This is a genomic window from Aureimonas glaciei (assembly GCF_014643375.1).
GTDB classification, from domain to species: domain Bacteria; phylum Pseudomonadota; class Alphaproteobacteria; order Rhizobiales; family Rhizobiaceae; genus Plantimonas; species Plantimonas glaciei.
Window position 1 is genome coordinate 55,767 of the sequence record NZ_BMJJ01000016.1, and the last position, 24,633, is coordinate 80,399.

Consider the following 24,633-nt stretch of genomic DNA (forward strand, 5'->3'; position numbering starts at 1 on the left):
AATGCCGGATCACGCTTCTCCGACAAGCCAGCTTGCCGGGCGGCGTGCGGCTTCCATCGCAGCCGCTCGCAGCCGGGTCAAATCACGCCGGATCCGCGAACCGGCAGCAACGCCATGCGCCTCGTTCAGTCGCGCGGAGTCCAGGTTCGGGATCGACGCAAGACCACCGATCTGGAGCAGCCGGACAGCCTCGTCTTCCATAACATGTTCGTCGAGGGCGCTCGTCGGCGCTCCATCGGCGATCTTCTTCAGGTCGGCAGCGTTGACTGGGCCTTGCAGGCGGTTCTCCAGCAAGAAGCGCGTCGCGCCGGCGTCTTTGGCGATCTTCATGATGCGAGGCGCCTCTGCCATCGCACCCGGTTCCGCCGTGACGATCACGAGAACGCCGAGTTCAACGTTTCGCTCGGCGAAGTCCTCGGTCATGCCCGACAAGACCGTAAGAAGCGATCTGGCTGTGTTCGCACCGACATCGACGATGGTCGGCACCGTTGCTGTCCACATCGCGTTGATGACGCCATCGAATTCTGCTCGCGCCGCCTTGCCGCCGGACCTTTCGATATCGATGCGCTCAGCCCTCATGGAAAAGAACATAACGCGATCTTCGAGCTCGACCAAGCGTCGTGTCGAATCGACTTCGATGATCGGTGCGGCAGGCACAGCTTCGGCAAGGGCTCGGACGAGCAGACTTTTCCCGACGCCACCCTTGTCCTGTCCGACGATCAGAACTCGAACCATCTATTCATTCCTTTTGATCTGGTTTCATATAGTCCCGCCGGAGCCTTTCGAGCGCTTCACGCCGGATCGCTTCTTCGTCGTCCAGTTCGCCGGCCTGTGGCGTAGCATCCTGCGGCTTAACGGTAAGTTCAGGGGCCAGCGAAATGCTTGGCCGGCGTGCCGGGACCCGCACGTGAAGAGGGAGGTCCGACCGTTCAAGCCGGGCCGCTGACTTCTTCACATTCGCAATATTGGACTGCTCGATCTGAGTGACGATCGCCGTGAGACGCGAACGGGTGATCGGCTTCATCGTCTCGCCAGACCCTTCCGTTACACCCTGCTGTCCAAGAGCCGCGGCAATTTCGGCCCAAGCGACACCTTCGGCCCGAAGCGCATGGATCGTTGGGAGGGCAGTTCTCACCAGAGAGAAGGCGCTTGGCATTTTTGCCACGTCTCGCTTGTCACGTCCCCGCTTGGCATCGCGGGTGAGGCGTTTTAAATCGATCGATGACGGAGTTGGAGGAGCAGGCATTGACGTTTGTCACCGCGACGCTGACAGCAGCAAACCGCGACCATAGCTGACGCCGACAACGTTGACTAGGACGAGCTAGCTTGGCTAGGAGCTAGCTAGGCTCGTACTAGGAAATTTTGGGTATCACACCATACGCACTGAAGCTGCAAATCATCAATGACCGGTCGTTGCGATTTCCTAACGGCGTGGTGATCGGACCGAGATCATGCGGGGCGAGGCTGTTGCAAACGCGGCTCACGCCAAGGGTGCTCGTTCCGAGCGCATGATTGGGGCAGACCGAGCGAGCATGCGCTACGAGGGCACGCGTTCCGACGATGGGTTGCTCCGAGCGCGGTTGAAGCAGTTGGCGGGCAAACGCTGGCGCGTCGCCTACAGGCGGCTGCACGTCCTGCTAAAGCGGGAGTGCCATGCCGTCAGTCGTAAGCGCTTCCAGCGACTTTACCGAAAGGAAAAGCTGACCGTCCGCGGGCGCGGCGGGAGATGGGCACGCGCCGACCGATCGAGGTGCCGGTCCCACCCAACCAACGCTGGAGTCTGGACTTCCTATCCTGATCGTTCCACGGACGGGCGTCACTTCCGTATTCTGGCGATGGTCGACGACAGCAGCGAAGTCGGCCGCGACGGTCTGGATCGGGAAAAGCCGGCCGACAAGCGCGATTAGGTCCTGCTCGCCACCCAAATTGTCTCCGAAGCCTTTGGCGACATCGCGCCGGGTGATCTCAGTGATTGGAGCTACACCGTCTTCGATGAGGGCAAGACCGATATCCTCTGGGGCGTACTCGTCAAGGTGGACTCTCATGCGGCGGGCGACTGTTACTCGTCGTGCAAGATTGAGTCTGACGCAATGTTGGTGACGTGATGGTCAGTTCGTGCTTAGCTTCGGTTCCCGATCTTAATCATTTGGCAGGTACAGCCGTTGGTAGCTCGGCGACATTTAAGGTGAGTTCTTGAAGTTTGGAAGTTCCAAGAAGAGCCAAAAGTACGGAGAAAATTTTAAGGTGCATCGACATCTCAAGCTGAGAAATCTCCTCGTTGCGTGATGTATTCCGCATATAAGTTATATAATCGTGAAGTCTTTCGGATTGTGAAAGAGAGTTATAGCGCTTGCTTGGTATAAGGCCGACTATGTACTGAAGATTATTGGACTCTATCGTGGTTTTAAGTTCGTCTGAATCGCGCGTTTCCGGGGCGTTTAGCCGCTGGAATATCGTAACTAAAGAGCTTATGTTAACGCGCCCATGCGGGCTCGCCATGAGCTCCTCGGACTTGGCGTTCAAAAGAAATCCTATCGTATCAAATTCGAACTTCTCTTTCGGCATATTACAACCTTCATACCCATCTTTCTTAGACAACATACTAGAAAAGTTAAATTCGTGTGAAACTCATGCTCCTCGTGGCCTTCCGTAGAGTAGGCTTTTGAGCCTCTGGAGGACGCCAGGAATGCCGAGGAAGAAGCACAAGCCCGAAGAGATCGTCGCTAAGCTGAGGCGGGTAGACGTGATGTTGTCACAGGGCCGCCCGGTGGCGGAGGCGATCCGTGCGATCGGCGTGACGGCGTTCACGTATTACCTCTATGGACGGCTCTCCCGGCGCAAGCCGGTCTTGAACTGATCCGCTTTGGTCTGTCGCAAACACCTATCCGGCGTCACCCGGGTCTGGGACGCTCAAATGGCAAATCCGCTCGCGCACGCCTATCCAGCTGGTAGGCCTCAGAGGCCTCGATAATGCTCAGGCTCTTTGCGCGTCGGTCTGACCTGTGCGTTTCATTTCTCCGTTAGCTCGCAATCACAAGAGCAGACTCTTTAGGCAACGGCGCGGTAAGGCTCGCCTCGTTCAAGGCACGGCCCTAATGATCCGTGCGTTCTTATTGGCGACAGCAACCGTTGCTCGGTTGAAGCCACGTCGCTCCCGAAGCTCGTTTACCCACTCGTTCAGCGGGTCGGTTCCCGACCGCGTCATTCGAAAAAACGTTTCATGAATGCATGCGACAGCCAGCTTTCGAGTGGTGTCTCCGGAATTTTCGGCGAGATATCGGCCGGAACGCCGGCACTTGAACTCGAGCGAAACCCGAACCTGAAGCGAATCTTATCGCAAGTTGGCCTATTGGCCGCTTTACCCTTTCTCATATCTCAGCACGAGGAGTTTTCCAACCGAGTTGGCGGCCATCCAGGCCAAGCTCCCGAGGGGCACCGAAATCGAGCTCTGGTGGGCTGACGAAGCCCGCATAGGGCAAAAGAACAAGATCACCCGCCGCTGGGCCAGGCGTGGCACGAGACTGTGCGCGCCGCACGACCAACGCACCATGTGGGCGTACATCTTCGGCGCCGTCTGCCCGCAGAAGGGCAAAGGTGCCGGCCTTGTCCTGCCCTACTGCGATACCGGCGCGATGAACCAGCACCTGGCGGAGATCTCAAGGACTGTCGATCCTGGCGCCCATGCCGTGCTGATCCTCGATCGCGCCGGCTGGCACATGACGCCCAAGCTCGTTGTGCCTGCCAACATCACGCTGCTGTTCCTGCCGCCCCGTGCACCCGATTTGAACCCAGTCTAGAACGTGTGGCAGTTCATGCGCGACAACTGGCTCTCCAACCGCGTCTTCATCGACTACGACGACATCGTCGCCCACTGTTGCGAGGCCTGGAACAACCTCGTCGACAAACCCTGGAAAATCATCTCCATCGGCATGAGAGATTGGGCGCATTGGTTCTGATCAGCGCTCGTTGGTATAACTTCCGCCCTTCTGGGGCGACCGCGCGGTGCCATTTCGCTTGTGACCCAATCACGTCGCCAAATCCCGCTGCCCGCCGGTAGGCAGAGCTAGGGAATAATTTTCGACGCCATTATGGGCCGAAAACGGACCGGCAGCTTTAGGCTCAACGACGGGTTTAGCTGCCCTAAGGCGCTGAACGCGAAACACCGCGCCAGCTTGCGTCAGCTCGGGGCCGCTGGTCGACGATTGACTCTGGGATACCCGGGAACCGAGCTGCGGCAGGAGCGTCTCCGCCGAAATCCTGGTTGCGACGAAGGCCCGCAGTACTTCGATGTCCAAGTCTGCGTTCCGGGTTGCGCAACGCAGCGTATCAGGTGGGATGACTATCACGGGCCCCTCCACGGGGGCAATATCACCACACACAGAGAGGCGACGGATGGTTCTGACACCCGTGCCTTCCGCATCGCAGAACCGGGAGAGCCTTGGCCTTTTGTACCAGTCGCGTGCCGCATAACGCGGCGTTCATGCCCAGTCGGCGATCTTCCTCGCCGTAGAGGTATGCTCCACTGGCCCGATAGGCCGGAGCGCTCCCCAAGTAACGTCGACCAACCATCTGATTTGACGCCACTTGGTGCGGCCCCTCCGCCCGAGACTTTCGGCTGCCGCGAATATCATTTCACCACGAAGAGGAACCGATCTCATGACCAGCGAAACGATACGCAACCCCCACACCGACCAGCTGCTGTCGCCCGAAAACGCGGCGCTCATCATCATCGACTATCAGCCGATCCAGGTTTCCTCGATCCGATCGATCGCGCGCGACGAACTCGTCTTCAACATTACCGGCGTCGCCAAGGCGGCGGTGAATTTCAACCTCCCGATCGTCCATTCGACCGTAAACGTCGCGACCGGCCGCAACAAGCCGCCGATCCAGGAACTGCAGAACGTCATCGGCCATCTGCCGACCTATGACCGCACCTCGATCAACAGCTGGGAGGACACCGAGTTCAAGGAGGCCGTCAAGGCGCTCGGCCGCCGCAAGCTCATCATGACCGCGCTCTGGACTGAAGCGTGCCTGACCTTCCCTGCGCTCGACGCGATCCAGGAAGGCTATGAGGTCTATGTGCCGGTAGATGCGGTCGGCGGCACCTCGGTCGCGGCGCATGAGGCGGCGCTGCGGCGCATCGAGCAGGCGGGCGCGAAGCTGATCAGCCGCGTGCAACTCTATTGCGAACTCCAGCGCGACTGGGCCCGTGAAGCCACAGTGCCCGGCTTCATGGACGTGTTCGAGAGCTTCGACGGCTTCAACCCGGAGAAGGCCGCGGCCGCGAGCGCAGCCTGAGCGTAGCCGAACGACTGACATCCGAGGCATGGCGGCAATCACGAAGGCGCCGCCATGCCCCGCAAGGAGGATAGAATGAGCGAACTGCACATCGTCGTCGGGCTCCAGGCCAAGGCAGGCAAGGAGGACGAGCTTCGCCGCGACCTGGCCGGGCTCGTGGAGCCGTCGCGGGGCGAGGACGGCAACATCCGCTATGATCTGTTCGAGGACCGGGACGAGCCCGGACACTTCGTGTTCGTGGAGACCTGGGCGTCCGCGGAAGCCCGCGCCCTACATCACGAGCAGGGTCCGCATATCCAGCACTTCCACGCGAACGGCGTCGCAAATGTTGAGAAGACGGAGTTCGCGCGCATCCTGAAGCGCGTCGTCTGAACGAGTCTGCATTCAGCAGGTCGCCCACAGGCGGCAGGACCCCGTACAAGGAGATCAGAGGCATGTCGATACTCAAGACCAAGGATGGGACAGGCATCTTCTACAAGGACTGGGGTCCGAAGGACGCGCAGCCCATCGTGTTCCATCACGGCTGGCCGCAGAGCGGGGACGACTGGGACAATCAGATGCTGTTCTTTCTGGAGAAGGGCTACCGCGTCATCGCGCACGACCGGCGCGGACACGGGCGCTCTGACCAGACCGATACAGGCAACGAGATCGACACCTACGCGTCCGACGTCGCGGACCTGGTGCGGGAGCTCGACCTCAAGGACGCCATCCACGTTGGCCGCTCGACCGGCGGCGGCGAGGTGATCCGGTAGGTTGCGCGCAGCGAGCCCGGCCGGGTGAACAAAGCCGTCTTGATCAGCGCGGTTCCGCCGATCATGCTGGCGACGGAGCGCTTTCCCGGCGGCCTGCCAAGGGAGGTCTTCGACGGGTTCCGTGCGGCGCTCCGGCACAACCGGGCGCAGTTCTTCCTCGATGTCGCCGCCGGTCTTTTCTACGGGTTCACTGGAGAGGGTGCCGACGTCAGCGAGGGCCTGACTCGTAACTGGTGGCGGCAGGGCATGATGGGCAGCGCCAAGGCGCACTACGACTGCATCAAGGCCTTTTCCGAAACGGACTTTACCGAAGACCTGCAGAATGTGTCCCTGCCGGTGCTGGTGCTGCACGGGGAAGATGACCAAGCGGTACCGATCGAAGCGTCGGCCCGCATCGCGGCCGGGCTGCTGTCGAACGGCACACTCAAGACGTACCCCGGGCTCTCGCACGGCTTGTTCGCCACGCACCCCGACGTCGTCAACGCCGATCTGCTGGCCTTTTTCGAGGAGTGATCGAGATGAGTGGAGTTGAGGAAAACCTCGCCGAGAGCCGCTTCGAACTGGCGATCGACGGCAGCCCGGAAATCGCGGCAGCCTATTACCGGATGCGGGGCGACCGGATCGTCCTCACCCACACCATCGTCCTGGAGCGCTTCTCCGGGCAGGGGATCGGCTCCCAGCTTGCGCGAGGGGTCTTCGACGAGGTCCGCGCCAGCAACGCGCGCCACCCCGAATATGGCGACGGCGTCGCCGCCGAGGCGACACCCGGAGAGCCGGCATGATCGAACTGGTACTTGAGCAGCGGCGACGGAACCTCGGCGGCAGCTTCGAGGTCGGCCGCGTCCTGCCCTTCGCGAAGCGGCGCATGATCGGGCCATTCGTGTTCTTCGACCATATGGGACCGCTCGATCTTGCGCCCGGCACTCGATCGCGACGTGGACGTACGTCCCCACCCGCATATCGGCCTGTCCACCGTGACCTACTTGTTCGCCGGCGAGATCATGCACCGCGACAGCCTCGGCTATGAGCAGGCGATCCGGCCGCAGGAGGTCAACTGGATGACCGCAGGCAGCGGGATCACGCACAGCGAGCGGTTCGAGCGCGCGCGGGCGCATGGCGACCACCTGCACGGCGTCCAGGCCTGGGTCGCGCTACCCGACGGGCAGGAGGAAGTCGACCCCGCCTTTTCACATCATTCCGGAGGCGACCTACCGCAGTGGAACGAAGCGGGTCTGGTTGGACAGTTGATCGCGGGCAGCGCCTATGGCCTCACCGCAGGCACCCAGACGCATTCGCCGCTCTTTTACGCCCATCTCGACATGGGGCCCGGCGCGACCGCCGAGGTGCCGCATGGCCACAGCGAACGCGCGTTCTAAGTCGCAACCGGCGCTGTGGAGATGGACGTCAGGCGCTATGAGGCGGCCGGATGCTGGTGCTCGGCGCGGCCGCGTCGCGGGTGCGGGCGCTGGAGCGGTCGTCGGTGATGGTGCTCGGCGGCGAGCCGGTCGGCGAGCGCTTCATCCACTGGAACTTCGTGTCCTCGTCAAAGGACCGTCGGGCGCAGGCGGCGGCGGACTGGAAGGCGGGGCGCATGAAGCTCCCGGATGCCGACGACGCCGAGTTCATCCCGCTGTCCGAAGAGCCCGCGCGCCCCGCGCCGGCCATGTCGTGAGCGTCGCCCCGATCAACACCCCATGGCGGCCCCAGGCCGCGACCGTGCGCGGCCGACCGTGGCTGCGTCTGGCGGCGTCGCTTGCCAAATGCACCGCGATGACGGTGCGCTGGCTCGCACGTCAGCACGGCCGGCCGCTCGAGCATGTGGAGGTTTGCGTCGACCGTGCGAGGAGATCGGTGGACGGCGCCCCGGCACGTGGCGTGTTCGAGAAGACGGTCTTGATCTGAGGGCCCCTGCTCACCAACAACCAACGCTTTTGCCTGCTCGATGTTGCCGGCAAGTGCCCGGTGCAGCGGGTGCTGGAGGGCGGCTCCGTGATCGTCACCATGGCGGATCGAACGAACGCATGTGTCGGCGCTTGCTGGTGAGGAGCCCCTTGGGACCGGCTTCGCTGTAGGAGAAGGTGACGCGCCGGCGAAGCACATGGTCGAACCAGGCGCGCAGCGAGGACGGAATGCTGAAATTGTGCATAGGCGCGCCGATCACGACCACGTCGGCGGCCTGCAGTTCCGCGATCAGTTCGTCGGAAAGAGCCTGCGTGGAAAGCTCGTGATCCGTGTTCGCCACTGCACGGACACCGGCAACCGTTGCAGGCGTGAGGTGCGGAACCGCGCCATGGCTGAGGTCGCGGTGCGTCACCGATGCGTCCGGGTTGATTCCCAGCAGCCGTTGCACCGCGACCTCGACGAGCGCACGAGACACGGAGGCATCGCCGGAGACGCTGCCGTTCACGACTAGGATGTTACGCACTCGATACTCCACATGCTGACCGGCGACGCGTTAGCATCACGATCGATGTTTCAGTTGCGACGCGAACTGTGCCACTGTGTTGCACAAGCAGGAACGCCTGTGCGGTTCTCTCGCGTTCGAGGCCAGTTGCGCCGCTGGCCGAAACGCGCGTCATCAGAATCCCGCGACGCTGAGCCGCCCGTTCAGGCGGCCAGGGCGCGGTGACCAACCCAGGCATCTAGCTTGGCGCGGGAAGCGTGACGGTCTGTCCCACGACATCGATCACCACCTTGCCCCGCAGCCCGCGCGCGCGACCGTTTTCCAGCAACTCGTGCGCTTCGCCGAGGCGGGCCAGGGGAAGCACCGCGCCGACCACCGGCTTGATCAGGCCGCGCTCGATGAGGGTCGTCAGCGCGTCGAGCTTGCCTCGGTTCTGACGAGTGAACACGAAATGGTAGGCGGCGTTCTTCCCCCACGCCTCGATCAGGTTCTGCGGCTGTGCGATGTCAACGATGCTGACCACCCGTCCCGAGTCGGCGAGCGCGAGCGCGCTTCTGGTCAGGGTGTCGCCGCCGATAGTATCGAACACGACGTTCACCCCTTGCCCCTGCGTCAGGGCGGCCACGGCTGAGACATAGTCGTCGGAGGTATGGTCGATCACCTCGTCCGCTCCGAGCGAACGCAAGAATTCATGGTTGCTGCGGCGCGCGGTGGTGATGACCCGCGCACCCATCGCCTTGGAGAGCTGGATCGCTATGGTACCCACTCCGCCGGCGCCACCGTGGATCAAGATCGTTTCGTGAACGGCAAGCTGGGCGCGGGACACTAAGGCCTCCCAAACCGTGCCGCCAACCAGCGTCAGGCTGGCAGCCTCCATATGGCTGATGTTGTGAGGCTTGCGGGCGACCAGTTCGACGTCGGCGACGTGTTGTTCAGCATAGGAACCGCGGCCACCAAAGATCTTGGGCGTGTAGTAGACGTCATCACCGATCTCGAACTCGGTCACATGTGAACCCTTCTCTTCCACGACACCGGAGATGTCATGACCGATGATGGCGGGGAGCGGCACGAAGTCTACATAGTCACCCCGACGGATCTGATAATCCAGTGGGTTAAGGGCGGTGGCGTGAACGCGCACCCGGACTTGCCGAGGCCCGACGACCGGCACGGCAACATCGCGCAGCTCGAAAGCATCGAAACCGCCGAACTTGCTAAGTACGATCGCCTTCATAGTGTTGGTCATGCTCTTCAACCTTCCTCGAACTCAGCTGATGATAGTTCAGTCTCATGGCCGCGCCGGCCGAGTCAGACACGATCGGCCTATGCGGCCACGCATTCTCACGCCAAAGCGCCCGCGTCGGCGTTAAGGACTGCACCGGTGATGATGCGATAGACTCAACTAGAGCCGGCCTTCGGCTCTGCTTAGTCCCAGGAATCGCGCAGCTGTGTTGCCGAAGGTGGAACAGCGCCGGTCAGGCCATCCCGTGTCGACGCCGGAGGTCCGGTCCGGCGGCGGATAATATCCGCTGCCGTCGACATCGGGCAGCTTCATGCGGCACCCTATCCAATCGGACGCGATCTGCTTGACGCGTCTTGAGACCACAAAACGAAGCTCCGGAAGATCAGGCACTCACCCCCGGTTCGGCTCAGAATATTATGCGGTAGCCAACGCCGGGGAGGACGCTCGGAGGCCGTCCACCGACGCTCCTATAGGCAATGAGGCGCCCCGCGCCGACCGAAGGCGGCACCGTCAGCCCGCAGGGTAATGCATGCCTTGTGCTACGCTGCCGGAACGGCGTTTGTGACGGCTCGATTGCCGGCGTGCGCCGCTCTTCTTTGCTGGAGCTCCTGACCGAACTCTTTACCAGCCGACCACTCAAACTTCGCGGTCGGTCTTCTCGTAGAGAAAGTTTACCAGTGCACGTACTCTCGCAATGCTCGTCCGTGTCGGAGGTATGAAGATTTGTAAATCGTCACTTTCATGTGGAAAGGCCGGAAGGACGACTTCCAACTCACCCCGCATCAGCGGGTCCTCGACCATGAACTTTGGGACGCGAGCCACACCCAGGCCCGCGCGCGCGGCAGCCAAGAGCATCTGCCCGTTGTCCGTGCGCAGTTCCGAACTCATCTGCACATGCTCCGACCCGTGTGCGCCCTGGAAACGCCAGTTTCCTGTGTCTGTGACGTGGAGCATGGCTCTGTGAGCGTTCATATCTGAGGGGTGGACCGGGCGCCCCTGCGCATCAAGGTAAGCCGGGCTGGCGACAACCACCCAGCCGATTTTCGCAAGTTTGCGCGTAATGAGTGTCAGATCCGGATCACTCCCCGGCTTGATTACGAGGTCGTAAGCCTCGGCGTTCATGTCGACCCGACGATCCTCGAACCATATGTCGAACTGAATGCGCGGATGAAGCTGTGCGAATTCAGCGAGAAGGGGTGCGATTACGTACTCGCCGAAGGCCGTCTGGACCTGGACCCGGAGCAGCCCTGAAATTTCGCTTGTGAGCTTGTTAACGACTTCTCTTGCTGACTCCAGTTCCGCCAGACCGCCTCCCGCTCGCGCGTAATACTCACGTCCGACGTCGGTCAGCGTGGTACCCCTCGGCGTACGGATCAGCAGCTGAGCGCCGAGCACCGCCTCCAAGCGGCTGATGCGACGACTTACTATGGACTTGGCCAGCCCCAGGCGTATCGCTGCACTTACGATACTGCCCGTTTCGACCACCCGGACGAACGAGATTATATCCAAGAGGTCAACCTGCGCCGGTTCCGGCATTAGCAACACCAAGTTCGCAATTCGACAGCTACCCACTCCCTATAGAACCGATACTCTTGGCGAAAGGGCTGTGGACGCAATGCTGCGTACCTGGGTGACACCAACCTCCCTCAACCTGGGTCGTTGGCGCCCGCCGCCGGGTCGCCTAGCGCGAGGCAGCTGGGCCGGAATCGGCCGCCGCCGCGCCGCCGTCGCGACAGCACTGATTCGAGGAGAAATATCATGACCATGACTGCCGTCGAAGTGATGAAGGCGATTCTGGGTAATCCGAAAGACATCGACAACGTGAGCAATCTGACGACGCACGATGTCGTCTATGTGTCGCTAAACTACAGCAACCCGGAGCTTAAGCGCGTGATGCCATGGTGCGGCACCGCCCACGGTCCAGAAGCGATCGTCAAGACCTTCGTCGATGTTGAGCGGTTCTGGTCGATTGAGGCATTCGAACCCGAAGCCGCGTTTGGCGATGGCACCAATGCTGCAATGTTCGGCAGCTTCACGTACCGCTCCGCCGTACTCGGGAAGCAGGTCACGTCGCCTTTCGCGGTATTCGCCAAGGTGGTTGCGGGCAAATGCAGCTACTTGCAGTTCATGGAAGATACGCTGGCGACGACCGAGTCCTTCCGGACAGGTGGGGAATGGACGATCCACAGCGATCCCGATGGCGGCGAGATCGCGATCTGATCAACCGTCGCGAGCTCAGGCAGCGCCTGCCCCAAGCACATGGTGAGCGTCCCGACTGCGCACCACGACCTCAAATTGCGCCGCAGACCAGTGCTCATTCCGCGGCGACAACCTCCAGAGGAGAATCCGATGACCAATGATCCGGCGCCCAGCGCGCCTGGCATGCCCGAGGTCATTGTCGGGCTCGTCCTGCTTGCCGTTGTCGGAATTGGTGGCGCTTTTGCCGTGATGCGGCTGGACATCGATCCGGTCATCCGCGGTATAATACTCACGTCTCTCTCGGGTATCGGCGGCATGGCCGGCTTCGCGGGCGCACATCTCCTGCGCATCCGGTCGTGGGCAGCCTTCGGCGTGCGCCGTACATCAGGGCGTTGGGTTCGCAGAGGCATATTGCTGGGGATTCTCGCCTTTCTCGCAAAAGGCGCGGCCATCCTAGCCTACGTCCAAGTCACCGGTGACGAATAAACGATTCAGGACGTTTATGCGACAGGAGCGAGCGGCGGGATTTGGGCGATCGGTGCGGCCACCTTCTTCCTGAGCGTTGTGACGCCGATGGGAGAAGAATTCCTGTTTCGCGGCGTGGTGACCACCGCCCTGCTTCGCTACGGCGCCTTCTGCGGTGTGGTCGGCGGCGCTCTAGTGTTCGCGACGTTGCACGGCATGAACATGATCTTTCCTGCTGCGCTCGTCATCGGGTTAATCGCCGAGAGGCGCTGCGCAGAAGTGGCTCCATCTGGCCTGCCGTGATCGTGCACCTGGTTGTTAACCTTCCGACCATCCCGATCATGGTGCTCGCTGGCGCGGGCTGATGAGCAGCAGCGCCGACGCCGGCCCCAGCTCTATGATGGCCAACGCGCGGCTCATCGACATTACGTCTAGGTTCCCGATCCAGCGGATAATGGAGAGCTCTCCCGTGGCCAGCATGAAAACAGAAAAATCGCTCCTTGGGGTATTCGTCACATGACACTTTCGCACTTGCCTCGTGCCAGGGATGCAAAATGGATATCCCAACTGAGAACATGCTGCTGTAGGAAGAATCATGGCTGATCTAAGCCTTGGGCAGACAATCGGGCCTGCAGTCGCGTTGATGGGGGCTGCCGTGGTGGCAGTGCCGCTGTTCAAGCGGCTCGGACTAGGTTCGGTTTTGGGCTATTTCGCGGCCGGGATATTGGTCGGGCCATCGGTGCTCGGTCTTTTCACCGAGCCTCAATCCATCCTTCATTTCGCCGAGCTCGGCGTGGTGATGTTCCTTTTCGTGATCGGGCTGGAGCTGCGCCCCTACAAGCTGTGGGCAATGCGCAGTCAGATCTTCGGTCTGGGGCTCGCGCAGGTGGCCGTCGCCACCGCCGCTCTTTCCTTGGCGAGTGCGTTGGCATTCGGGCTACCGGGACCCGTAGCTTTCGTCGCGGGTGCTGGCTTCGTCCTTTCCTCGACCGCCGTTATCATGTCGGTTCTGCAGGACCGTGGAGAGATTTCGACCGGCGAGGGCCAGAAATCGGTGGCAATCCTCCTCTTCGAGGATCTGATGATAGTGCCGCTACTCGCGGTCGTCGCCTTTCTGTCACCGCTGTCTGCAGGACAAGCCGGCTGGACGGACATACTGATTGCATGCGCGGCATTGCTGGCGTTGCTTGGCGTAGCGCGTTGGGGTCTAAACCCGTTTTTTGCGCTTCTGGCGAGGGCAAGGACACGCGAAGTGCTGACAGCCGGCGCACTGCTCGTCGCGCTTGGCGCGGCATTGCTGATGGACGTCGCCGGCCTATCGATGGCGATGGGTGCCTTCCTCGCCGGGGTCATGCTGTCCAGCTCGAGCTATCGCCACCAGATCGAGAGCGATGTGGAACCGTTTCGCGGCCTCCTGATGGGGCTTTTCTTCCTGGCGGTGGGCATGTCGCTCGATCTCGCCATCGTTGCCGCTGAATGGCGAGTTCTGATTGCCATGCTGGTGGCATTCTCGATCGTCAAGGGTATCGTTGTCTATGCCGTCGCGCGCCTGTTTGGCAGCTCCAGCGGTCAGGGCTTTCATCGCGCGTCGATGTTCCTGCAGGGCGGCGAGTTCGCCTTTGTGCTCTACACGGCCGCGGCCGCAGGCGGCGTGATCGACGCGCGGCAGAATGCGTTGTTCTCGACCGTCGTTATCCTGTCCATGGCGCTTACGCCGCTGCTCATGATCGTTGCCGACCGGCTCCTTAACACAGGTCCGTCGATGGAAGGGGTTGATGCTGCTCGCGACCTGAAGGGTCGCGTGCTTATCGTCGGCTTCGGTCGCTTCGGCCAGATCGTATCACAGCCGCTGCTGGCCAAGAGGGTCGACTTGAGCGTGATCGACAACGATCCGGACCGGATTCGCGACGCTGGACGATTTGGATTCAAGGTGTTCTTCGGAGACGGCGCGCGACTTGATGTGTTGCATCATTCCGGCGCGAGTTCCGCCGATGCAATCATGGTCTGCATCGACGATTCCAAGGCTGCGATGCAGATCGTGGAACTCGCTCAGCACGAGTTTCCTCAAGCGCAGCTTCTGGTTCGAAGTCATGACCGTAGACATGCGGTCGAACTGATCCGCGCCGGCGTGGAGTATCAGATTCGGGAAACCGTCGAATCGGCCTATTTGATGGGTGCAGAAGGCCTTCGAATTCTTGGCTTTGCCGAGGGGGATATCGAAGAGGTGGCGGAAGACATCCGTCGTCGCGACACTGAACGTCTTTCGGAACAGGTGCAGGGAGACGATATGTCGGGCCGGGATCGTCTGCTTCTTCAACCTGTACCGGAGCCGCTGACCGGGCGGTGATCCACCGGGAAGGCAAGGAAGGCGCTCCGTCAGCACCGCCTCAGGGCATTTAGCGTAAATGCCTCCTCGGACACGAGGGCGCGGGTCTCGTGGAGCGTATCGGATCCGCCGTCACCCACCTGAAGCCCCCCACGTCGTGCTGTCCTATCACTCCTGCGGCCAGGGAAAGCCCTGCCTCTCCTCCCATGCCGCCTATTGCGACCACGTCTGGGAGGCGAACTTCGTGGTGCGCGTCTGGACGGTTCCGTCAGCCTCAAGTCTCACCATGTGAACGGCCTGCACGCCCACTTCTTCTGCCAGTCGTCCTTCGCGATCCATGCGCTGGCGCATGCCCGGAACACGCGAAAGTTCTTACGACATCCCTCTGGAGCTGCTCGGGCCGCTGGGCTGCGTCTTCCAGACCGGCGCGGTGCGGTGCTGAAGGCGCTGGCCGTCACGGTGGGGGGCGTCTTTCGTCCTCTTCGGGGTCGGGGCTGTTGGATTTGGCCGCCAGCATGGCCGTCAGGCTCGCTGACGCTGCGACGGTTATCGCCGTCGGCGTCAACGCCGACAATTGGGCTGACCGTCGAACTCGGGGCCACTCATGCGATCAATACACGCGAGATCACCGATGTCGCGGCGGCTATCCGAGACGTGGCGCCCGGGGGGCGTCGAGTACGTCCTCGATACGAGCGGCCCTAAGGAGAACCTCGACGCCGGCCTAGCCGCCACGGCTCGGATGAGACGTTTCGGCTTCGTCGCCTTCAACGATCATTCGGGCGCGGTCGTGGACGCGTTCCGGCTGATGGTCGGACAGCAGTTGCAGGGGATCATCCAGGGCGACGCAGTGTCCGCCCTCATGATTCCGGAGCTGATCGGCCTCTACCGCAGCGGCGGGTTCCCGTTCGACTGCCTGATCACCTTCTACGACTGGAGCTGGCCTAAAAGGGCGAGAACCGCTGCCCGGGTAACATCTTCATCTACGCACCGGCCCCTAAGGTCCTGACTGTGATCGAAATCCTCAGTCCGGGGGCGCCACCTTCATCCAGGTCATCATTGGGGTGATGAACATCATCTGGATCAGGATGTGCAGCCATCGCGGCTCCGGCGGAAGTAGAGGCACCACAAGCGGGGGCACCAGAAGCACGAGCGGATAGATTGCCATGAAGCCGATGATGGCCATCTTCCATTTGGGTGGTTGCCCCGCCGGAGCGGGCGTCGCCGGCGGAAAACAGGCTTCTATGCCGTGAATTGGGATCGAACCGTGGCGGGTCCGATGACGCTTCTTGGCCACGGGAGCAGGATCGATCATGCCGGATCGCCGCCTGCGGAAGGAACTGCACCGTGCTTTAGCGCGATATGCTTGAACTCCAGAAAGTCGTCCATCACGGCGCTTCCGCGCATACGGCCCTGGCCGCTCTGCTTGAAGCCACCCTCTTCGAACTGGTCCGAAATGACCGCCCACTGGTTGACCCAGACCGTGCCGCATTCGAGCGCCATAGCGATGCGTAACGGGCGGTCGATGTCTCGCGACCAAACGCTAGCGGCGAGCCCGTATTCGCTATCGTTGGCTATTTTCAGCGCCTCCGCTTCCGTGTTGAACCGCTGCATCGTCAATACCGGCCCGAATACTTCCTGCTGGACGATGGGAAGTCGGGAGGACGCTACCTCCAGTAACGTCGGACGATAGAAGGCGCCGGCCTGCAGCGCAGGATCCGTCACGGGGCCGCCCCGCACCACGGCTTCGGCGCCAGCGTCGACCGCCTCCTGAACCATGCGGTCCACACGCGAGACGTTCGCCTTGTCGATCAGAGGTCCCATTTCGCTGGAAAGATCGCTCGCCGGGCCGACCTTTACGGCTTCGAGGGCCCGGGCCAGCGCGTCGCGCACCGCGTCGGCGATGCCGTTCTGAACGATCAAACGCCTGCCCGCCATGCAGAACTGCCCGGCGAAAACGGTGATGGCCTGCACGAGCGCGGGAACGACCGCATCGAGGTCGGCATCGTCGAAGACGATCATCGGCGTCTTACCGCCCAGTTCCAAACCCAGTCGTTTCAGTCTCGGCGCGGCACTGGCGGAGATCGTGCGGCCCGTGGCCGTGCTTCCTGTGAAGCTAATCACCGGCACGTCCGGCGACGCGATCAAAGTGGCGCCAGCGTCGCGGCCGCCAGTGATGATATTGACGACGCCATTTGGCAGATCTTCCACGCCGGCCAGGATGCGGCTGATTAGCCCATTCACTTGGGCAGCAGGGCCGGGCAACATCGCCACTACGGTCGCCCCGGCCGCAAGAGCGGGAGCGAGGGACCGGGCGGTTAAGGCGAGCGGCGCGTTCCAAGGGGGCGATTACCGCGGCAACGCCCGCCGGCTGGCGGATCATCAGGGACAGCCCGTCGCCGCTGGTCTGCGCGGCCCGCCCGTGTTCGGGCGAGCGCGGCATTGTAGCGAAAGGTGGAGGCGCAGGAATAGCTCTCCATCCGCGCCTGCGGCAGGATCTTTCCGTTCTCAGCAGCGATCAGCTCGGCCATCTCCTCAGCGTGGGCGTCGAAAGCGTCGGCGATCTGATAGAGGACACGGGCCCGTAGCGCCCGGTCGCTTTTCCAGGCTGTCATCTCAAACGCACGCCGGACCGCCAAGATCGCATCTTCGGCCTCAGCCGTTCCGGCCGTCACATAGGCCCCGAGAAACGCGCCCGTTGCCGGGTTTAGGCTGCGGCCGGGGTCTCCGGTGGACATCCATTGTCCGCCGATCCAGTGGCCGGTGGCTGCGCCGTCTGCTATGTTGTTTCTCCAAATCCAAAAGATCAGGCTAAGGCCCGGCCGCGTAGCCCCAAAAAAGGGCGCCGGGCCGGGCATGAGCGTCAGGCGTGGAACGGCGGCGGGTTTTCACCGCGCTTGCGGTAGTTCGGGCGCGGACGTTCCAGACGGATCGACTCCAGCACCGTGTAGGCGTGGTACTTCGTCTGGGTGGTCACGCCTGCGAGCCGCTCGGACCAGAGCTTGCCGTTGCTGGTCTTCTTCTCCAGCACATGCTTGGTCGCATAGTTGGCCATTGAGTTGATCCAGTTCTCGGTCCCGACCCAAAAGCGGTCGAGGCCCGGCTTTAGCAGGATATCAATCAGCCGGTCGGACGGAGAGTATTTGTCGATTGCAAGTTGCGCACCTTCCAGGACGTCGCCGAAGTATTCAATGCCCTCCTTCACGAGCTCGGGCGTGCCGTACTTCATGTGGTGGCCGGCAACAAGGAAGTCGAAGTCGTACTCCATGATCTGGTGCTGGGCTTCATACCAAGCCGTGATGTTCTGTGAGGCGTCGCAGTGCATGAAGGTGGCGCTGCCGGGGCTCAGAATGTCGATTACGGTCAACACTTTCTGGGCCGGTGCATAGATGAAGATGTTGCCGGGGCAGTGGTTCTCGCCCTTGTAGTCCAGCTCGAGCGTCACCCCGCCGACGGTCAGACTGTAGTGGTCGGCGAAGGTGATTGTGGGCAGCGGTCGGAACGGATCCGGGAAGCGTTCCAGTAGCTCCATGGTGATGTCATGGGCTATGATTTCCACATCCGGCCCAAAAATCACTGCAGCTCCGATATGATCGGTGTGCCAGTGGCTGTAGATAACGTGAGTGACCTTCTTCTCAGTCACGTCTTCGATGGCGGCCAGCATGTTCTCGCCCAGAGTCGGCGGGGCGTCGATGGCGATGACGCCCTCCGAGGTGACGACGAAGGCGGCGTCGTAGCCGCCGCTCGTTACCCAGTAGAAACCGTCACGAAGCTCTTCGACGTGGTAGCCGAGCTTCTGGAAGCGCTCGCTCCAGAAGTAGGGCGGGTAGTATTCTGGCGGGTCGAGCGGGTGCTCCCCGGCCTCCGGAAAGCCGTATCGATCGACGCCGAAAAACGCCGGCGTGTCCGAAGCCGCGATCGGCTTCTGGTGGTCGTCGCACATAGTCATTCTCCTCGTTCAGAGTAGGGGTGTTCGTCAGGGGGACGGAGGGTCGAACCGGAGGACTGCCTTGATGGCCCGACCGGCACCGGCGTCCTCGAACGCCGTGTTGATGTCGGAAAATTCGTAGAAGCGGATCAGTCGATCGAAGGGAAAGCGGCCGGCGCGGTACAGGCCGATCAACTCAGGGATCATCAGCGCGGATGTGGCATCGCCCTGAATGATCCCCACCAACTGCTGGCCGACGGACAGGCGCGAGGCGTCCAGCACCGCTCCAGAGTGCGGACCAAACGCGACAAATCCGAAACGTCCCATGGGCGCGAGGACTGACACGCCGGCGTCGAGGTTCTCTTTTCGACCGGAGGTGTCCAGTACGTACTCGGCGCCCCGGTGCGTGATTGCCCGGATTGCGTCGCTGAGGTCGGGGACGTCGTGGGCATTGATCGCGTCGGTCGCGCCCAACTCGAGGGCCAAACCCAACCGTTCTGCGTTGACGTCGACGGCGATAATAATGGCGGCGTCGGCCACCTTCGCGGCCATGATCGCCGCCAGTCCAACGGCGCCGACACCGAACACGACTATGGACGCGCCGACCGGGACCGCGAGCGCCTTGAGAACCGCGCCCGCGCCGGTCTGGAAGCCGCAGCCGAGTGGGCCGAGGATTTCCAAAGGAACGTCGTCCGGTACCTTCACCGTGTTGCGGGAGTGCGCCAGCGCGTAAGTCGAAAAAGAGGATTGGCCGAAGAAGTGCGCGTGCAGATCCGCGACCTCTTCGGATTTCACGCCGACCGTACCGTCCATCCGCGCCCCGGCGAAGTTGGTTTCCCACACATGGTCGCAGTAGGCAGGATGGGCAGACAGGCATGGTTTGCATTGTCCGCAAGAATGGTAGGACAGCACGACATGATCGCCTGGGTTCAGATGGCTGACGGCGGAGCCGACGCGCTCAACAACGCCCGCCCCCTCATGGCCGAGGATCGCTGGCAGCGGCGCGGGCAGATGCTGATGCTGGACGTGAGCGTCAGTGGCGCAGATGCCGGTCGCGACCATCCGGACCAGAACTTCATCGGCGCGAGGCTCGTCGATGACGATATTACGGAAGGTGAAGGCGGCGTCCTTTTCCTCAACGACGGCCGCGACGGCTGAGACGGTCATACAGCGACCTCGTCCGGAATTCTGATCAGGTGCTTCATGAGGCTCTCCTCGGCCAGTCCGGGATGACGCAGGGGCTGGGATTGTTCTTCGACCTCATCTACATACGCGCGCTCGCCGTCGTTGCGGAAGTTAGCCAGCTCGGAATGGAGGGTTGCAAATGTCAGAACGCCAAACCGTCGACCTCATCGATGTTCGCGCGTTTGCCACCGTTGTGGAGACCGGCAGCATGTCCCAGGCGGCGATCCGCTTGGGGGTCGCCAAGTCGATTGTCAGTCGCCGCATCAGCCAGCTTGAAAAAACCGTGGGCGCAGTGATGCTGACCCGGACGGCGCGCGGCACCTCGGTTACGGATGCGGGCAGGACCTACTATCTGCGAGCCGCCGCCGCCTTGATGGAACTGGAGGCCGCACAGGAAGCCGTCGGCGAACTGACCTCAGAGATTTCAGGCCAGATGCGGATCTCCGTGCCGCTCGCCTTCGGCGAATACTGTCTGGCGCCACTGCTGGCCGAATTTGCGGCGCATCATCCCAAGATCCAGCTCGAGGTCAGCTTCGAGGACCGCAGGGCTGACTTAGTCAGTGATGGCTACGATCTGGCGGTGCGCATCGGCAACCTGCCAGACTCCGGTTTGATAACGCGCCGCCTGGCGACCGTCCGCGCGGCGGTGCTGGCAAGTCCCGCCTATCTGGATAGCAAGGGAAGACCGGCCACGCCCTCCGAACTGACGGGCCACGACGCGATCATCTACACGAACGCCGGCAATCAGTGGCGTTTCGAGGGTCCCGATGGCTGGGAGTATGTCCGCGTCACTCCACGCCTGCGGACCGACAACGGGCAGATGATGCTCGCCGCCGCGCGGTCGGGCCTCGGCGTCATCATCCTTCCTTGGTTCATGGCGCACGAGGCTATCGAGAGGCGGGAGCTGGAGCATGTCCTGCCCCAGCACCCCCATGAGGGCGCCGGCCTGCATCTTCTGATGCCGCCCGCGCGCGTGAGTATCGCCCGTGTTAGGGCTCTGGTCGCCTTTCTTTCCGACAGATTTGGGCCTGTCGTCTGAAGGTAACGTCGGCCGGGGCTCGATCAGCCGGTGAGCGCATCAGCGTGCGGAAACTGCCCATGTCGGTAGCTGCGGTAGTAACCTTCCAACTCTTGCGGCGAACCGGCGATGAAGGGGCCTCGGGCTACGACCTCGATGTTTTGAGGCAGCCCCGCGTAGAAGAGGATGCGCGCGCCGGATTGGCCTGCCTTGAAGCGCAGTCGACTGTCGCCGTGTTCCGCGACCGGGTAGGTCCAACCTGTTGAGCCGGTTGAGATCACTGAAGCACCTTCCCCCGCAGAGACGTCGCCCGCGATGCCCACGACGAACGCGTTGAACGCGGCCGGTAGCTCCTGCGCAAACGTCGCGCCCGGATCGAGACGGATATCGACGAGTGTCACCGGGACCGCGTTCAAGGTGGTCGAGATCGCGGCACCCGAGCGGCCACTGTAGACTCGCGCCTCTACGCCGTTTTCGCGCCTTGTGGGCATGTCGTCGCGCTTCAGAATCTGGACGCGCGGCGCCATGTTCCGCTCGCGCTCGGGAAGGATCAGCCACAGCTGGAATAGGCGCATACCGCTCGAGACCACCGTGCCATCGTTGTGGATTATACCGCTGCCGGCGGTCATCCACTCGACGTCGCCTTCTTCGACCCGGCCAGTGCCATCCTCCATGAAGCCGCTAAGCATGAAGGTGACCGTCTCCAATCCGGCGTGCGGATGCGCCTCGCCGAACGGACCGGCCGTTGTGATGTTGTCGTCCGCCATGAGGAAGAAGGGATCCGTTCTCGACAGATGGCCCGGCTCCACCACAAGGGCGGCCCTGTGACGGTCGCCGCCGAAGCCCGGCCCGAGCGGGGGAATGGCGCTTGTCTCGTTGATCTTTCTGTCATGCATCTGCTGGATGTCCTGTGTGAAGGGTTGCTGGGGGAACGTGAGTCTGAGGGAGTGCGTCCAATCTTGGGTCCGAAAGACGCTTCAGCCAGTGATCGGCTCATGCACCTCAGTGTTCCTGAATCCTGAACACCCGTTCCGCGGGTATCGGCGGCGCGTCCTTCCTGCCGGCGCCTGCGGAGATGGTTTTAGATGTCTGACATTGTTCTCCGGAATATGATTGTTCCGGGCCAGCCGCTGGCACGGGGAGCGACACCTCTCCGTTCGGCAGCCCCCGTAGCTGCTCGGCAACAAAGTCACCGATGCCGGTCATTCCGGATGCCGCTCAGAGGCGGCGAAGGAATGGCAGGTATCACGGTCGGCAGAGTAGTCGCGCAAGGGCGAAGATGGTGAAGGTTTTCGGATGCCGGCGGGCGTGAGGTTTCGGCCGGGCGGTGAGCCGGCGTCCGAGAACCGCCCATGCACGAACGAGCGGGCGTGCGTTGCCTTCGTCTATGGAGATTTCGGTGATCGGGTCTGGCCGGATCTCGGCCGACGACGACCCGAAGGTGCGAACCGGGCCGCCCGATGTTGGATGCAGAGGGCTCGATCAGGCTGCGTAATAACACCGGTAGCGATCGTGCCGGCGCTGTCGATACCTGATGGAACGGCCTTCGGCGTTTTGGCGATGCGGCGGGCGCGTTCAGGACTTCGCCTGGATGGCGTCATGTCGAGCGAGCGATGGGATCCACGGCGGCCCATCATGGAGAGGGGCCTCCGGTCGGCGGTTCGCCGAAGGGCGACGCCCGCGCCCGGGCTAGGCTCGGCAGGATCAGGAGGCGCCGCATGGGTCCTCCGCAGCATGGGCAGGGTTGCGGCGCTGGCGGACTGGTCTTCTCTGGTTCGGCACGTCCTGATGTCTCGGTGGATGTCGGCCCCGTCGAATGCTCACGGCTCGGTGCTGTCCAGGGTTCACCGATCAGCCTGCGGAGCCGTTCGATGCCAGCCTTGCGGTTTGGCCCCGTCAGGAAGCCGTAGTGCCGGATGCGGTGGAAGCCGCGTGGCAGGACGTGGAGGAGAAAGCGGCGAATGAACTCGCCCGCCTCGAGCGTCAGGGTGCGGTGGCGGGCGGCACCGTCCTTGCGATAGTCCTTGACGCGGAAGGTGACGCGTTCCCCGTCGAAAGCGGTGATGCGCCGGGACGAGATGGCGACCCGGTGGGTGTAGCGCGACAGGTAGGCAAGAACCGCCTGCGGCCCCGCGAAGGGCGGCTTGGCGTAGACGACCCAGCGCTTGCGCCGCACCGGGGCGAGATGGCGGGCAAAGGCACGGGGATCTGCGAGGTTCGCGAGCGTTCCGTGAAAGGCGAGCTTGCCGCCGGCGTGCAAGGCGACAAGCCCTTCGAGGAAGAGACGGCGGAACAGGGCTCCGAGCACCCGCACGGGCAGGAGGAAGGCAGGACGCGACGAGATCCATCGCGTTCCATCCGGCGCAAGGCCGCCGCCCGGCACGATCATGTGAACGTGGGGATGGTGGGTCATGGCCGAGCCCCAGGTGTGGAGGACGGCAGTAAGGCCGATGCGGGCGCCCAGGTGCTTCGGGTCGGCGGCGATCCTTGTCATGGTCTCGACGGAGGCGCGGAACAGGAGGTCGTAGACCACGGCCTTGTTCTGGAAGGCGACCGCGGCGATCTCGGCGGGCAGCGTGAAGACGACGTGGAAGTATCCGACCGGCAGGAGATCGGCTTCCCGATCGGCCAGCCAGTCGCGTGCGGCCGCGCCCTGGCACCTTGGGCAGTGCCGGTTGCGGCAGGAGTTGTAGGCGACGCGAAGGTGGCCGCACGCGTCGCAGCCCTCGACATGGCCGCCAAGCGCGGCGGTGCGGCAATGCTCGATCGCCGACATGACCTTCAGCTCGGCCAGGCTCAGGTGCCCGGCGCGGGAAGCCCGGAAAGCTGGACCCTGGTCACGGAAGATGTCGGCGACCTCGATGGACGCCACGCCCTTCACCCGTCGGTGCCGTCTGCCTCCATCAAGACCTTGAGCTGTTCGATTGGGCTTGTCACGGCGCGGATCGTGCGTGTGGCGACGCGGGCGTAGAGCGCCGTGGTGTCGAGCTTGGAATGGCCGAGCAGGACCTGGATGACGCGGATGTCGACGTTCTGCTCGAGCAGGTGCGTGGCGAAGGAATGACGCAGCGTGTGCGGGCTGACGCGCTTGGTGATGCCGGCAGCCTCCGCGGCTTCGTGGACGGCGCGGTTGAGCTGGCGTGTGGAGACAGGCTCCAGGCGGCTGCGCCCGGGAAACAGCCAGCCATGCGGCAGCATCACGCCGCGCCGTCGTCCCTCGCGCCACCACAAGCGCAGGAGTTCCAGGAGCTGGGGCGAAAGCATTGCGTTGCGGTCCTTGCGCCCCTTGCCCTCCTCGATGCGTATCAGCATGCGGGTGGAGTCGATGTCGTCGATCTTCAGCGTCGCGACCTCCGAGACCCGCAGCCCCGCGCCATAGGCGGTGCCGAGCGCGGCGCGATACTTCGCACCCGGCGCGGCCTCCAGGAGCCGTCCGACCTCCTCGGCGCTCAAGACCGTCGGCAGCTTGCGCTGGTAGCGGGCGAGGACGAGACGCCGCGCCAGATCGGGGCGGTCGAGCGTGACGGTGAATAGGAAGCGCAGTGCCGAGACCGAGCCGTTGATCGTCGGCGCCTGCACGCCGGTCTTGGTCTGGTGGACCTGGAAACGGCGGATGTCCTCGGCGCTCGCGGCGTCGGGCGAACGGCCGAGGAACGCGGCAAAAGCACTGACAAAACGGATGTAGTCACGCTGCGTGGCCTCGCACAGGCCGCGCATGGCCATGTCCTCCAACATGCGCAGGCGAAGCGCGCTGGCGGGGCGTTCGACGGAAGGATGCGGCATCGGATCTCTCCATGAGACGAGGGGAACCCCTCATGCTC

The 24,633-nt window shown here is 62.8% G+C and carries 25 protein-coding genes and 5 pseudogenes; 15 read left to right on the forward strand and 15 right to left on the reverse strand.

Features of this window, described 5'->3' with window-relative positions:
- Positions 1 to 9: 9 nt before the first annotated feature.
- Complete coding sequence (locus IEX88_RS24010; RefSeq protein WP_188855019.1) at positions 10 to 735, reverse strand: P-loop NTPase family protein; 726 nt, start codon at positions 733 to 735, stop codon at positions 10 to 12.
- A gap of 4 nt (positions 736 to 739) precedes the next feature.
- Complete coding sequence (locus IEX88_RS24015; protein ID WP_188855020.1) at positions 740 to 1,024, reverse strand: hypothetical protein; 285 nt, start codon at positions 1,022 to 1,024, stop codon at positions 740 to 742.
- Between the two features lie 472 nt (positions 1,025 to 1,496).
- On the opposite strand from IEX88_RS24015, the pseudogene IEX88_RS26955 reads away from it, so the two are divergent.
- Positions 1,497 to 1,847: pseudogene (locus IEX88_RS26955) on the forward strand (IS3 family transposase); the annotation flags it as partial.
- A gap of 295 nt (positions 1,848 to 2,142) precedes the next feature.
- Here IEX88_RS26955 and IEX88_RS24020 read toward each other — a convergent pair.
- Positions 2,143 to 2,565, reverse strand: coding sequence for a hypothetical protein (locus IEX88_RS24020; protein ID WP_188855021.1), 423 nt, complete (start codon positions 2,563 to 2,565; stop codon positions 2,143 to 2,145).
- A gap of 121 nt (positions 2,566 to 2,686) precedes the next feature.
- On the opposite strand from IEX88_RS24020, the pseudogene IEX88_RS24025 reads away from it, so the two are divergent.
- Together IEX88_RS24025 and IEX88_RS24030 are read left to right on the forward strand one after the other, a co-directional pair.
- Positions 2,687 to 2,815 (forward strand): annotated as a pseudogene (locus IEX88_RS24025) (IS3 family transposase); the annotation flags it as partial.
- A gap of 583 nt (positions 2,816 to 3,398) precedes the next feature.
- Positions 3,399 to 3,956: pseudogene (locus tag IEX88_RS24030) on the forward strand (IS630 family transposase); the annotation flags it as partial.
- Positions 3,957 to 4,025: 69 nt separating this feature from the next.
- On the opposite strand, the gene IEX88_RS24040 reads toward IEX88_RS24030, so the two are convergent.
- Positions 4,026 to 4,295, reverse strand: coding sequence for a hypothetical protein (locus IEX88_RS24040; protein ID WP_188855024.1), 270 nt, complete (start codon positions 4,293 to 4,295; stop codon positions 4,026 to 4,028).
- A 361-nt stretch (positions 4,296 to 4,656) separates the two neighbouring features.
- On the opposite strand from IEX88_RS24040, the gene IEX88_RS24045 reads away from it, so the two are divergent.
- The 6 genes and pseudogenes from IEX88_RS24045 (at position 4,657) to IEX88_RS26965 (ending at position 7,722) form a co-directional block, all read left to right on the forward strand.
- Positions 4,657 to 5,298, forward strand: a complete 642-nt coding sequence (locus IEX88_RS24045) for a hydrolase (protein ID WP_188855025.1) — start codon at positions 4,657 to 4,659, stop codon at positions 5,296 to 5,298.
- A 75-nt stretch (positions 5,299 to 5,373) separates the two neighbouring features.
- A complete protein-coding gene (locus tag IEX88_RS24050; RefSeq protein ID WP_188855026.1) occupies positions 5,374 to 5,670 on the forward strand; it encodes a putative quinol monooxygenase in 297 nt (98 codons plus the stop codon).
- A 62-nt stretch (positions 5,671 to 5,732) separates the two neighbouring features.
- Positions 5,733 to 6,563 (forward strand): annotated as a pseudogene (locus IEX88_RS24055) (alpha/beta fold hydrolase).
- A 5-nt stretch (positions 6,564 to 6,568) separates the two neighbouring features.
- Entirely contained in the window at positions 6,569 to 6,832 is a 264-nt protein-coding gene (locus tag IEX88_RS24060) for a GNAT family N-acetyltransferase (protein WP_188855027.1), read from the forward strand.
- 129 nt (positions 6,833 to 6,961) lie between these two features.
- Positions 6,962 to 7,426: a pirin family protein gene (locus tag IEX88_RS26960; protein ID WP_244640471.1), complete on the forward strand. Its 465-nt coding sequence runs from the start codon at positions 6,962 to 6,964 to the stop codon at positions 7,424 to 7,426.
- Positions 7,427 to 7,476: 50 nt separating this feature from the next.
- On the forward strand, positions 7,477 to 7,722 hold the full coding sequence (locus tag IEX88_RS26965; RefSeq protein ID WP_244640472.1) for a pirin-like C-terminal cupin domain-containing protein: 246 nt from the start codon (positions 7,477 to 7,479) through the stop codon (positions 7,720 to 7,722).
- Positions 7,723 to 8,046: 324 nt separating this feature from the next.
- Here IEX88_RS26965 and IEX88_RS24070 read toward each other — a convergent pair whose 3' ends face one another.
- From IEX88_RS24070 to IEX88_RS24080, 3 genes are all read right to left on the reverse strand, one after another.
- On the reverse strand, positions 8,047 to 8,457 hold the full coding sequence (locus IEX88_RS24070; protein WP_210319330.1) for an FMN-dependent NADH-azoreductase: 411 nt from the start codon (positions 8,455 to 8,457) through the stop codon (positions 8,047 to 8,049).
- Between the two features lie 235 nt (positions 8,458 to 8,692).
- A complete protein-coding gene (locus tag IEX88_RS24075) occupies positions 8,693 to 9,697 on the reverse strand; it encodes a zinc-dependent alcohol dehydrogenase family protein (protein ID WP_188855029.1) in 1,005 nt (334 codons plus the stop codon).
- Between the two features lie 633 nt (positions 9,698 to 10,330).
- Complete coding sequence (locus IEX88_RS24080) at positions 10,331 to 11,239, reverse strand: LysR family transcriptional regulator (protein ID WP_244640479.1); 909 nt, start codon at positions 11,237 to 11,239, stop codon at positions 10,331 to 10,333.
- A gap of 213 nt (positions 11,240 to 11,452) precedes the next feature.
- Here IEX88_RS24080 and IEX88_RS24085 point away from each other — a divergent pair, with 213 nt between their 5' ends.
- From IEX88_RS24085 to IEX88_RS24100, 5 genes are all read left to right on the forward strand, one after another.
- On the forward strand, positions 11,453 to 11,914 hold the full coding sequence (locus IEX88_RS24085; RefSeq protein ID WP_244640473.1) for a nuclear transport factor 2 family protein: 462 nt from the start codon (positions 11,453 to 11,455) through the stop codon (positions 11,912 to 11,914).
- A gap of 129 nt (positions 11,915 to 12,043) precedes the next feature.
- A complete protein-coding gene (locus tag IEX88_RS26670; protein ID WP_210319331.1) occupies positions 12,044 to 12,379 on the forward strand; it encodes a hypothetical protein in 336 nt (111 codons plus the stop codon).
- A 48-nt stretch (positions 12,380 to 12,427) separates the two neighbouring features.
- Positions 12,428 to 12,661 carry a CPBP family glutamic-type intramembrane protease gene (locus tag IEX88_RS26675; protein ID WP_373289665.1) on the forward strand — a complete coding sequence of 78 codons (234 nt, stop codon included), beginning with the start codon at positions 12,428 to 12,430 and terminating at the stop codon, positions 12,659 to 12,661.
- A gap of 292 nt (positions 12,662 to 12,953) precedes the next feature.
- Positions 12,954 to 14,705: a monovalent cation:proton antiporter-2 (CPA2) family protein gene (locus IEX88_RS24095; protein WP_188855030.1), complete on the forward strand. Its 1,752-nt coding sequence runs from the start codon at positions 12,954 to 12,956 to the stop codon at positions 14,703 to 14,705.
- 610 nt (positions 14,706 to 15,315) lie between these two features.
- Positions 15,316 to 15,690 (forward strand): MDR/zinc-dependent alcohol dehydrogenase-like family protein, encoded by a 375-nt coding sequence (locus tag IEX88_RS24100; RefSeq protein WP_188855031.1) that lies wholly within the window; start codon positions 15,316 to 15,318, stop codon positions 15,688 to 15,690.
- 15 nt (positions 15,691 to 15,705) lie between these two features.
- Here IEX88_RS24100 and IEX88_RS24105 read toward each other — a convergent pair whose 3' ends face one another.
- The 5 genes and pseudogenes from IEX88_RS24105 to IEX88_RS24120 form a co-directional block, all read right to left on the reverse strand.
- The gene (locus tag IEX88_RS24105) at positions 15,706 to 15,996 is read right to left on the reverse strand and encodes a putative antibiotic biosynthesis monooxygenase (RefSeq protein ID WP_188855032.1); all 291 of its coding nucleotides are present in this window, start codon (positions 15,994 to 15,996) and stop codon (positions 15,706 to 15,708) included.
- Positions 15,993 to 16,964 (reverse strand): annotated as a pseudogene (locus tag IEX88_RS24110) (aldehyde dehydrogenase family protein); the annotation flags it as partial. The pseudogene IEX88_RS24110 and the gene IEX88_RS24105, both read right to left, overlap by 4 nt.
- Before the next feature lie 35 nt (positions 16,965 to 16,999).
- Positions 17,000 to 17,419 carry an aldehyde dehydrogenase family protein gene (locus tag IEX88_RS27120; protein WP_274604641.1) on the reverse strand — a complete coding sequence of 140 codons (420 nt, stop codon included), beginning with the start codon at positions 17,417 to 17,419 and terminating at the stop codon, positions 17,000 to 17,002.
- Between the two features lie 125 nt (positions 17,420 to 17,544).
- Positions 17,545 to 18,624, reverse strand: coding sequence for an MBL fold metallo-hydrolase (locus tag IEX88_RS24115; RefSeq protein ID WP_188855033.1), 1,080 nt, complete (start codon positions 18,622 to 18,624; stop codon positions 17,545 to 17,547).
- A 33-nt stretch (positions 18,625 to 18,657) separates the two neighbouring features.
- A complete protein-coding gene (locus IEX88_RS24120) occupies positions 18,658 to 19,776 on the reverse strand; it encodes an NAD(P)-dependent alcohol dehydrogenase (protein ID WP_188855034.1) in 1,119 nt (372 codons plus the stop codon).
- Positions 19,777 to 19,933: 157 nt separating this feature from the next.
- Between IEX88_RS24120 and IEX88_RS24125 the strand changes: the two genes are divergently transcribed.
- A complete protein-coding gene (locus IEX88_RS24125) occupies positions 19,934 to 20,833 on the forward strand; it encodes a LysR family transcriptional regulator (RefSeq protein ID WP_188855035.1) in 900 nt (299 codons plus the stop codon).
- Between the two features lie 23 nt (positions 20,834 to 20,856).
- Here IEX88_RS24125 and IEX88_RS24130 read toward each other — a convergent pair whose 3' ends face one another.
- The 3 genes from IEX88_RS24130 to IEX88_RS24140 form a co-directional block, all read right to left on the reverse strand.
- Complete coding sequence (locus IEX88_RS24130) at positions 20,857 to 21,708, reverse strand: pirin family protein (protein WP_188855036.1); 852 nt, start codon at positions 21,706 to 21,708, stop codon at positions 20,857 to 20,859.
- 737 nt (positions 21,709 to 22,445) lie between these two features.
- On the reverse strand, positions 22,446 to 23,684 hold the full coding sequence (locus IEX88_RS24135; RefSeq protein WP_188855037.1) for an IS91 family transposase: 1,239 nt from the start codon (positions 23,682 to 23,684) through the stop codon (positions 22,446 to 22,448).
- A gap of 5 nt (positions 23,685 to 23,689) precedes the next feature.
- Entirely contained in the window at positions 23,690 to 24,595 is a 906-nt protein-coding gene (locus IEX88_RS24140) for a tyrosine-type recombinase/integrase (protein ID WP_188855038.1), read from the reverse strand.
- Positions 24,596 to 24,633 lie beyond the last annotated feature (38 nt).

What these genes read in the sequence shown, in the direction of transcription:
- IEX88_RS24075 (WP_188855029.1), bottom strand. Translation starts at nt 9,697, where the DNA reads ATGACCAACACTATGAAGGCGATCGTACTTAGCAAGTTCGGCGGTTTC.
- IEX88_RS24050 (WP_188855026.1), top strand. Translation starts at nt 5,374, where the DNA reads ATGAGCGAACTGCACATCGTCGTCGGGCTCCAGGCCAAGGCAGGCAAG.
- IEX88_RS24125 (WP_188855035.1), top strand. Translation starts at nt 19,934, where the DNA reads ATGTCAGAACGCCAAACCGTCGACCTCATCGATGTTCGCGCGTTTGCC.
- IEX88_RS24095 (WP_188855030.1), top strand. Translation starts at nt 12,954, where the DNA reads ATGGCTGATCTAAGCCTTGGGCAGACAATCGGGCCTGCAGTCGCGTTG.
- IEX88_RS27120 (WP_274604641.1), bottom strand. Translation starts at nt 17,419, where the DNA reads ATGTCCACCGGAGACCCCGGCCGCAGCCTAAACCCGGCAACGGGCGCG.
- IEX88_RS24105 (WP_188855032.1), bottom strand. Translation starts at nt 15,996, where the DNA reads ATGATCGATCCTGCTCCCGTGGCCAAGAAGCGTCATCGGACCCGCCAC.
- IEX88_RS24010 (WP_188855019.1), bottom strand. Translation starts at nt 735, where the DNA reads ATGGTTCGAGTTCTGATCGTCGGACAGGACAAGGGTGGCGTCGGGAAA.
- IEX88_RS24015 (WP_188855020.1), bottom strand. Translation starts at nt 1,024, where the DNA reads ATGAAGCCGATCACCCGTTCGCGTCTCACGGCGATCGTCACTCAGATC.
- IEX88_RS24020 (WP_188855021.1), bottom strand. Translation starts at nt 2,565, where the DNA reads ATGCCGAAAGAGAAGTTCGAATTTGATACGATAGGATTTCTTTTGAAC.
- IEX88_RS24140 (WP_188855038.1), bottom strand. Translation starts at nt 24,595, where the DNA reads ATGCCGCATCCTTCCGTCGAACGCCCCGCCAGCGCGCTTCGCCTGCGC.
- IEX88_RS24085 (WP_244640473.1), top strand. Translation starts at nt 11,453, where the DNA reads ATGACCATGACTGCCGTCGAAGTGATGAAGGCGATTCTGGGTAATCCG.
- IEX88_RS24115 (WP_188855033.1), bottom strand. Translation starts at nt 18,624, where the DNA reads ATGTGCGACGACCACCAGAAGCCGATCGCGGCTTCGGACACGCCGGCG.
- IEX88_RS26965 (WP_244640472.1), top strand. Translation starts at nt 7,477, where the DNA reads ATGCTGGTGCTCGGCGCGGCCGCGTCGCGGGTGCGGGCGCTGGAGCGG.
- IEX88_RS24130 (WP_188855036.1), bottom strand. Translation starts at nt 21,708, where the DNA reads ATGCATGACAGAAAGATCAACGAGACAAGCGCCATTCCCCCGCTCGGG.
- IEX88_RS26670 (WP_210319331.1), top strand. Translation starts at nt 12,044, where the DNA reads ATGACCAATGATCCGGCGCCCAGCGCGCCTGGCATGCCCGAGGTCATT.
- IEX88_RS24120 (WP_188855034.1), bottom strand. Translation starts at nt 19,776, where the DNA reads ATGACCGTCTCAGCCGTCGCGGCCGTCGTTGAGGAAAAGGACGCCGCC.
- IEX88_RS24060 (WP_188855027.1), top strand. Translation starts at nt 6,569, where the DNA reads ATGAGTGGAGTTGAGGAAAACCTCGCCGAGAGCCGCTTCGAACTGGCG.
- IEX88_RS24100 (WP_188855031.1), top strand. Translation starts at nt 15,316, where the DNA reads ATGTCGCGGCGGCTATCCGAGACGTGGCGCCCGGGGGGCGTCGAGTAC.
- IEX88_RS24045 (WP_188855025.1), top strand. Translation starts at nt 4,657, where the DNA reads ATGACCAGCGAAACGATACGCAACCCCCACACCGACCAGCTGCTGTCG.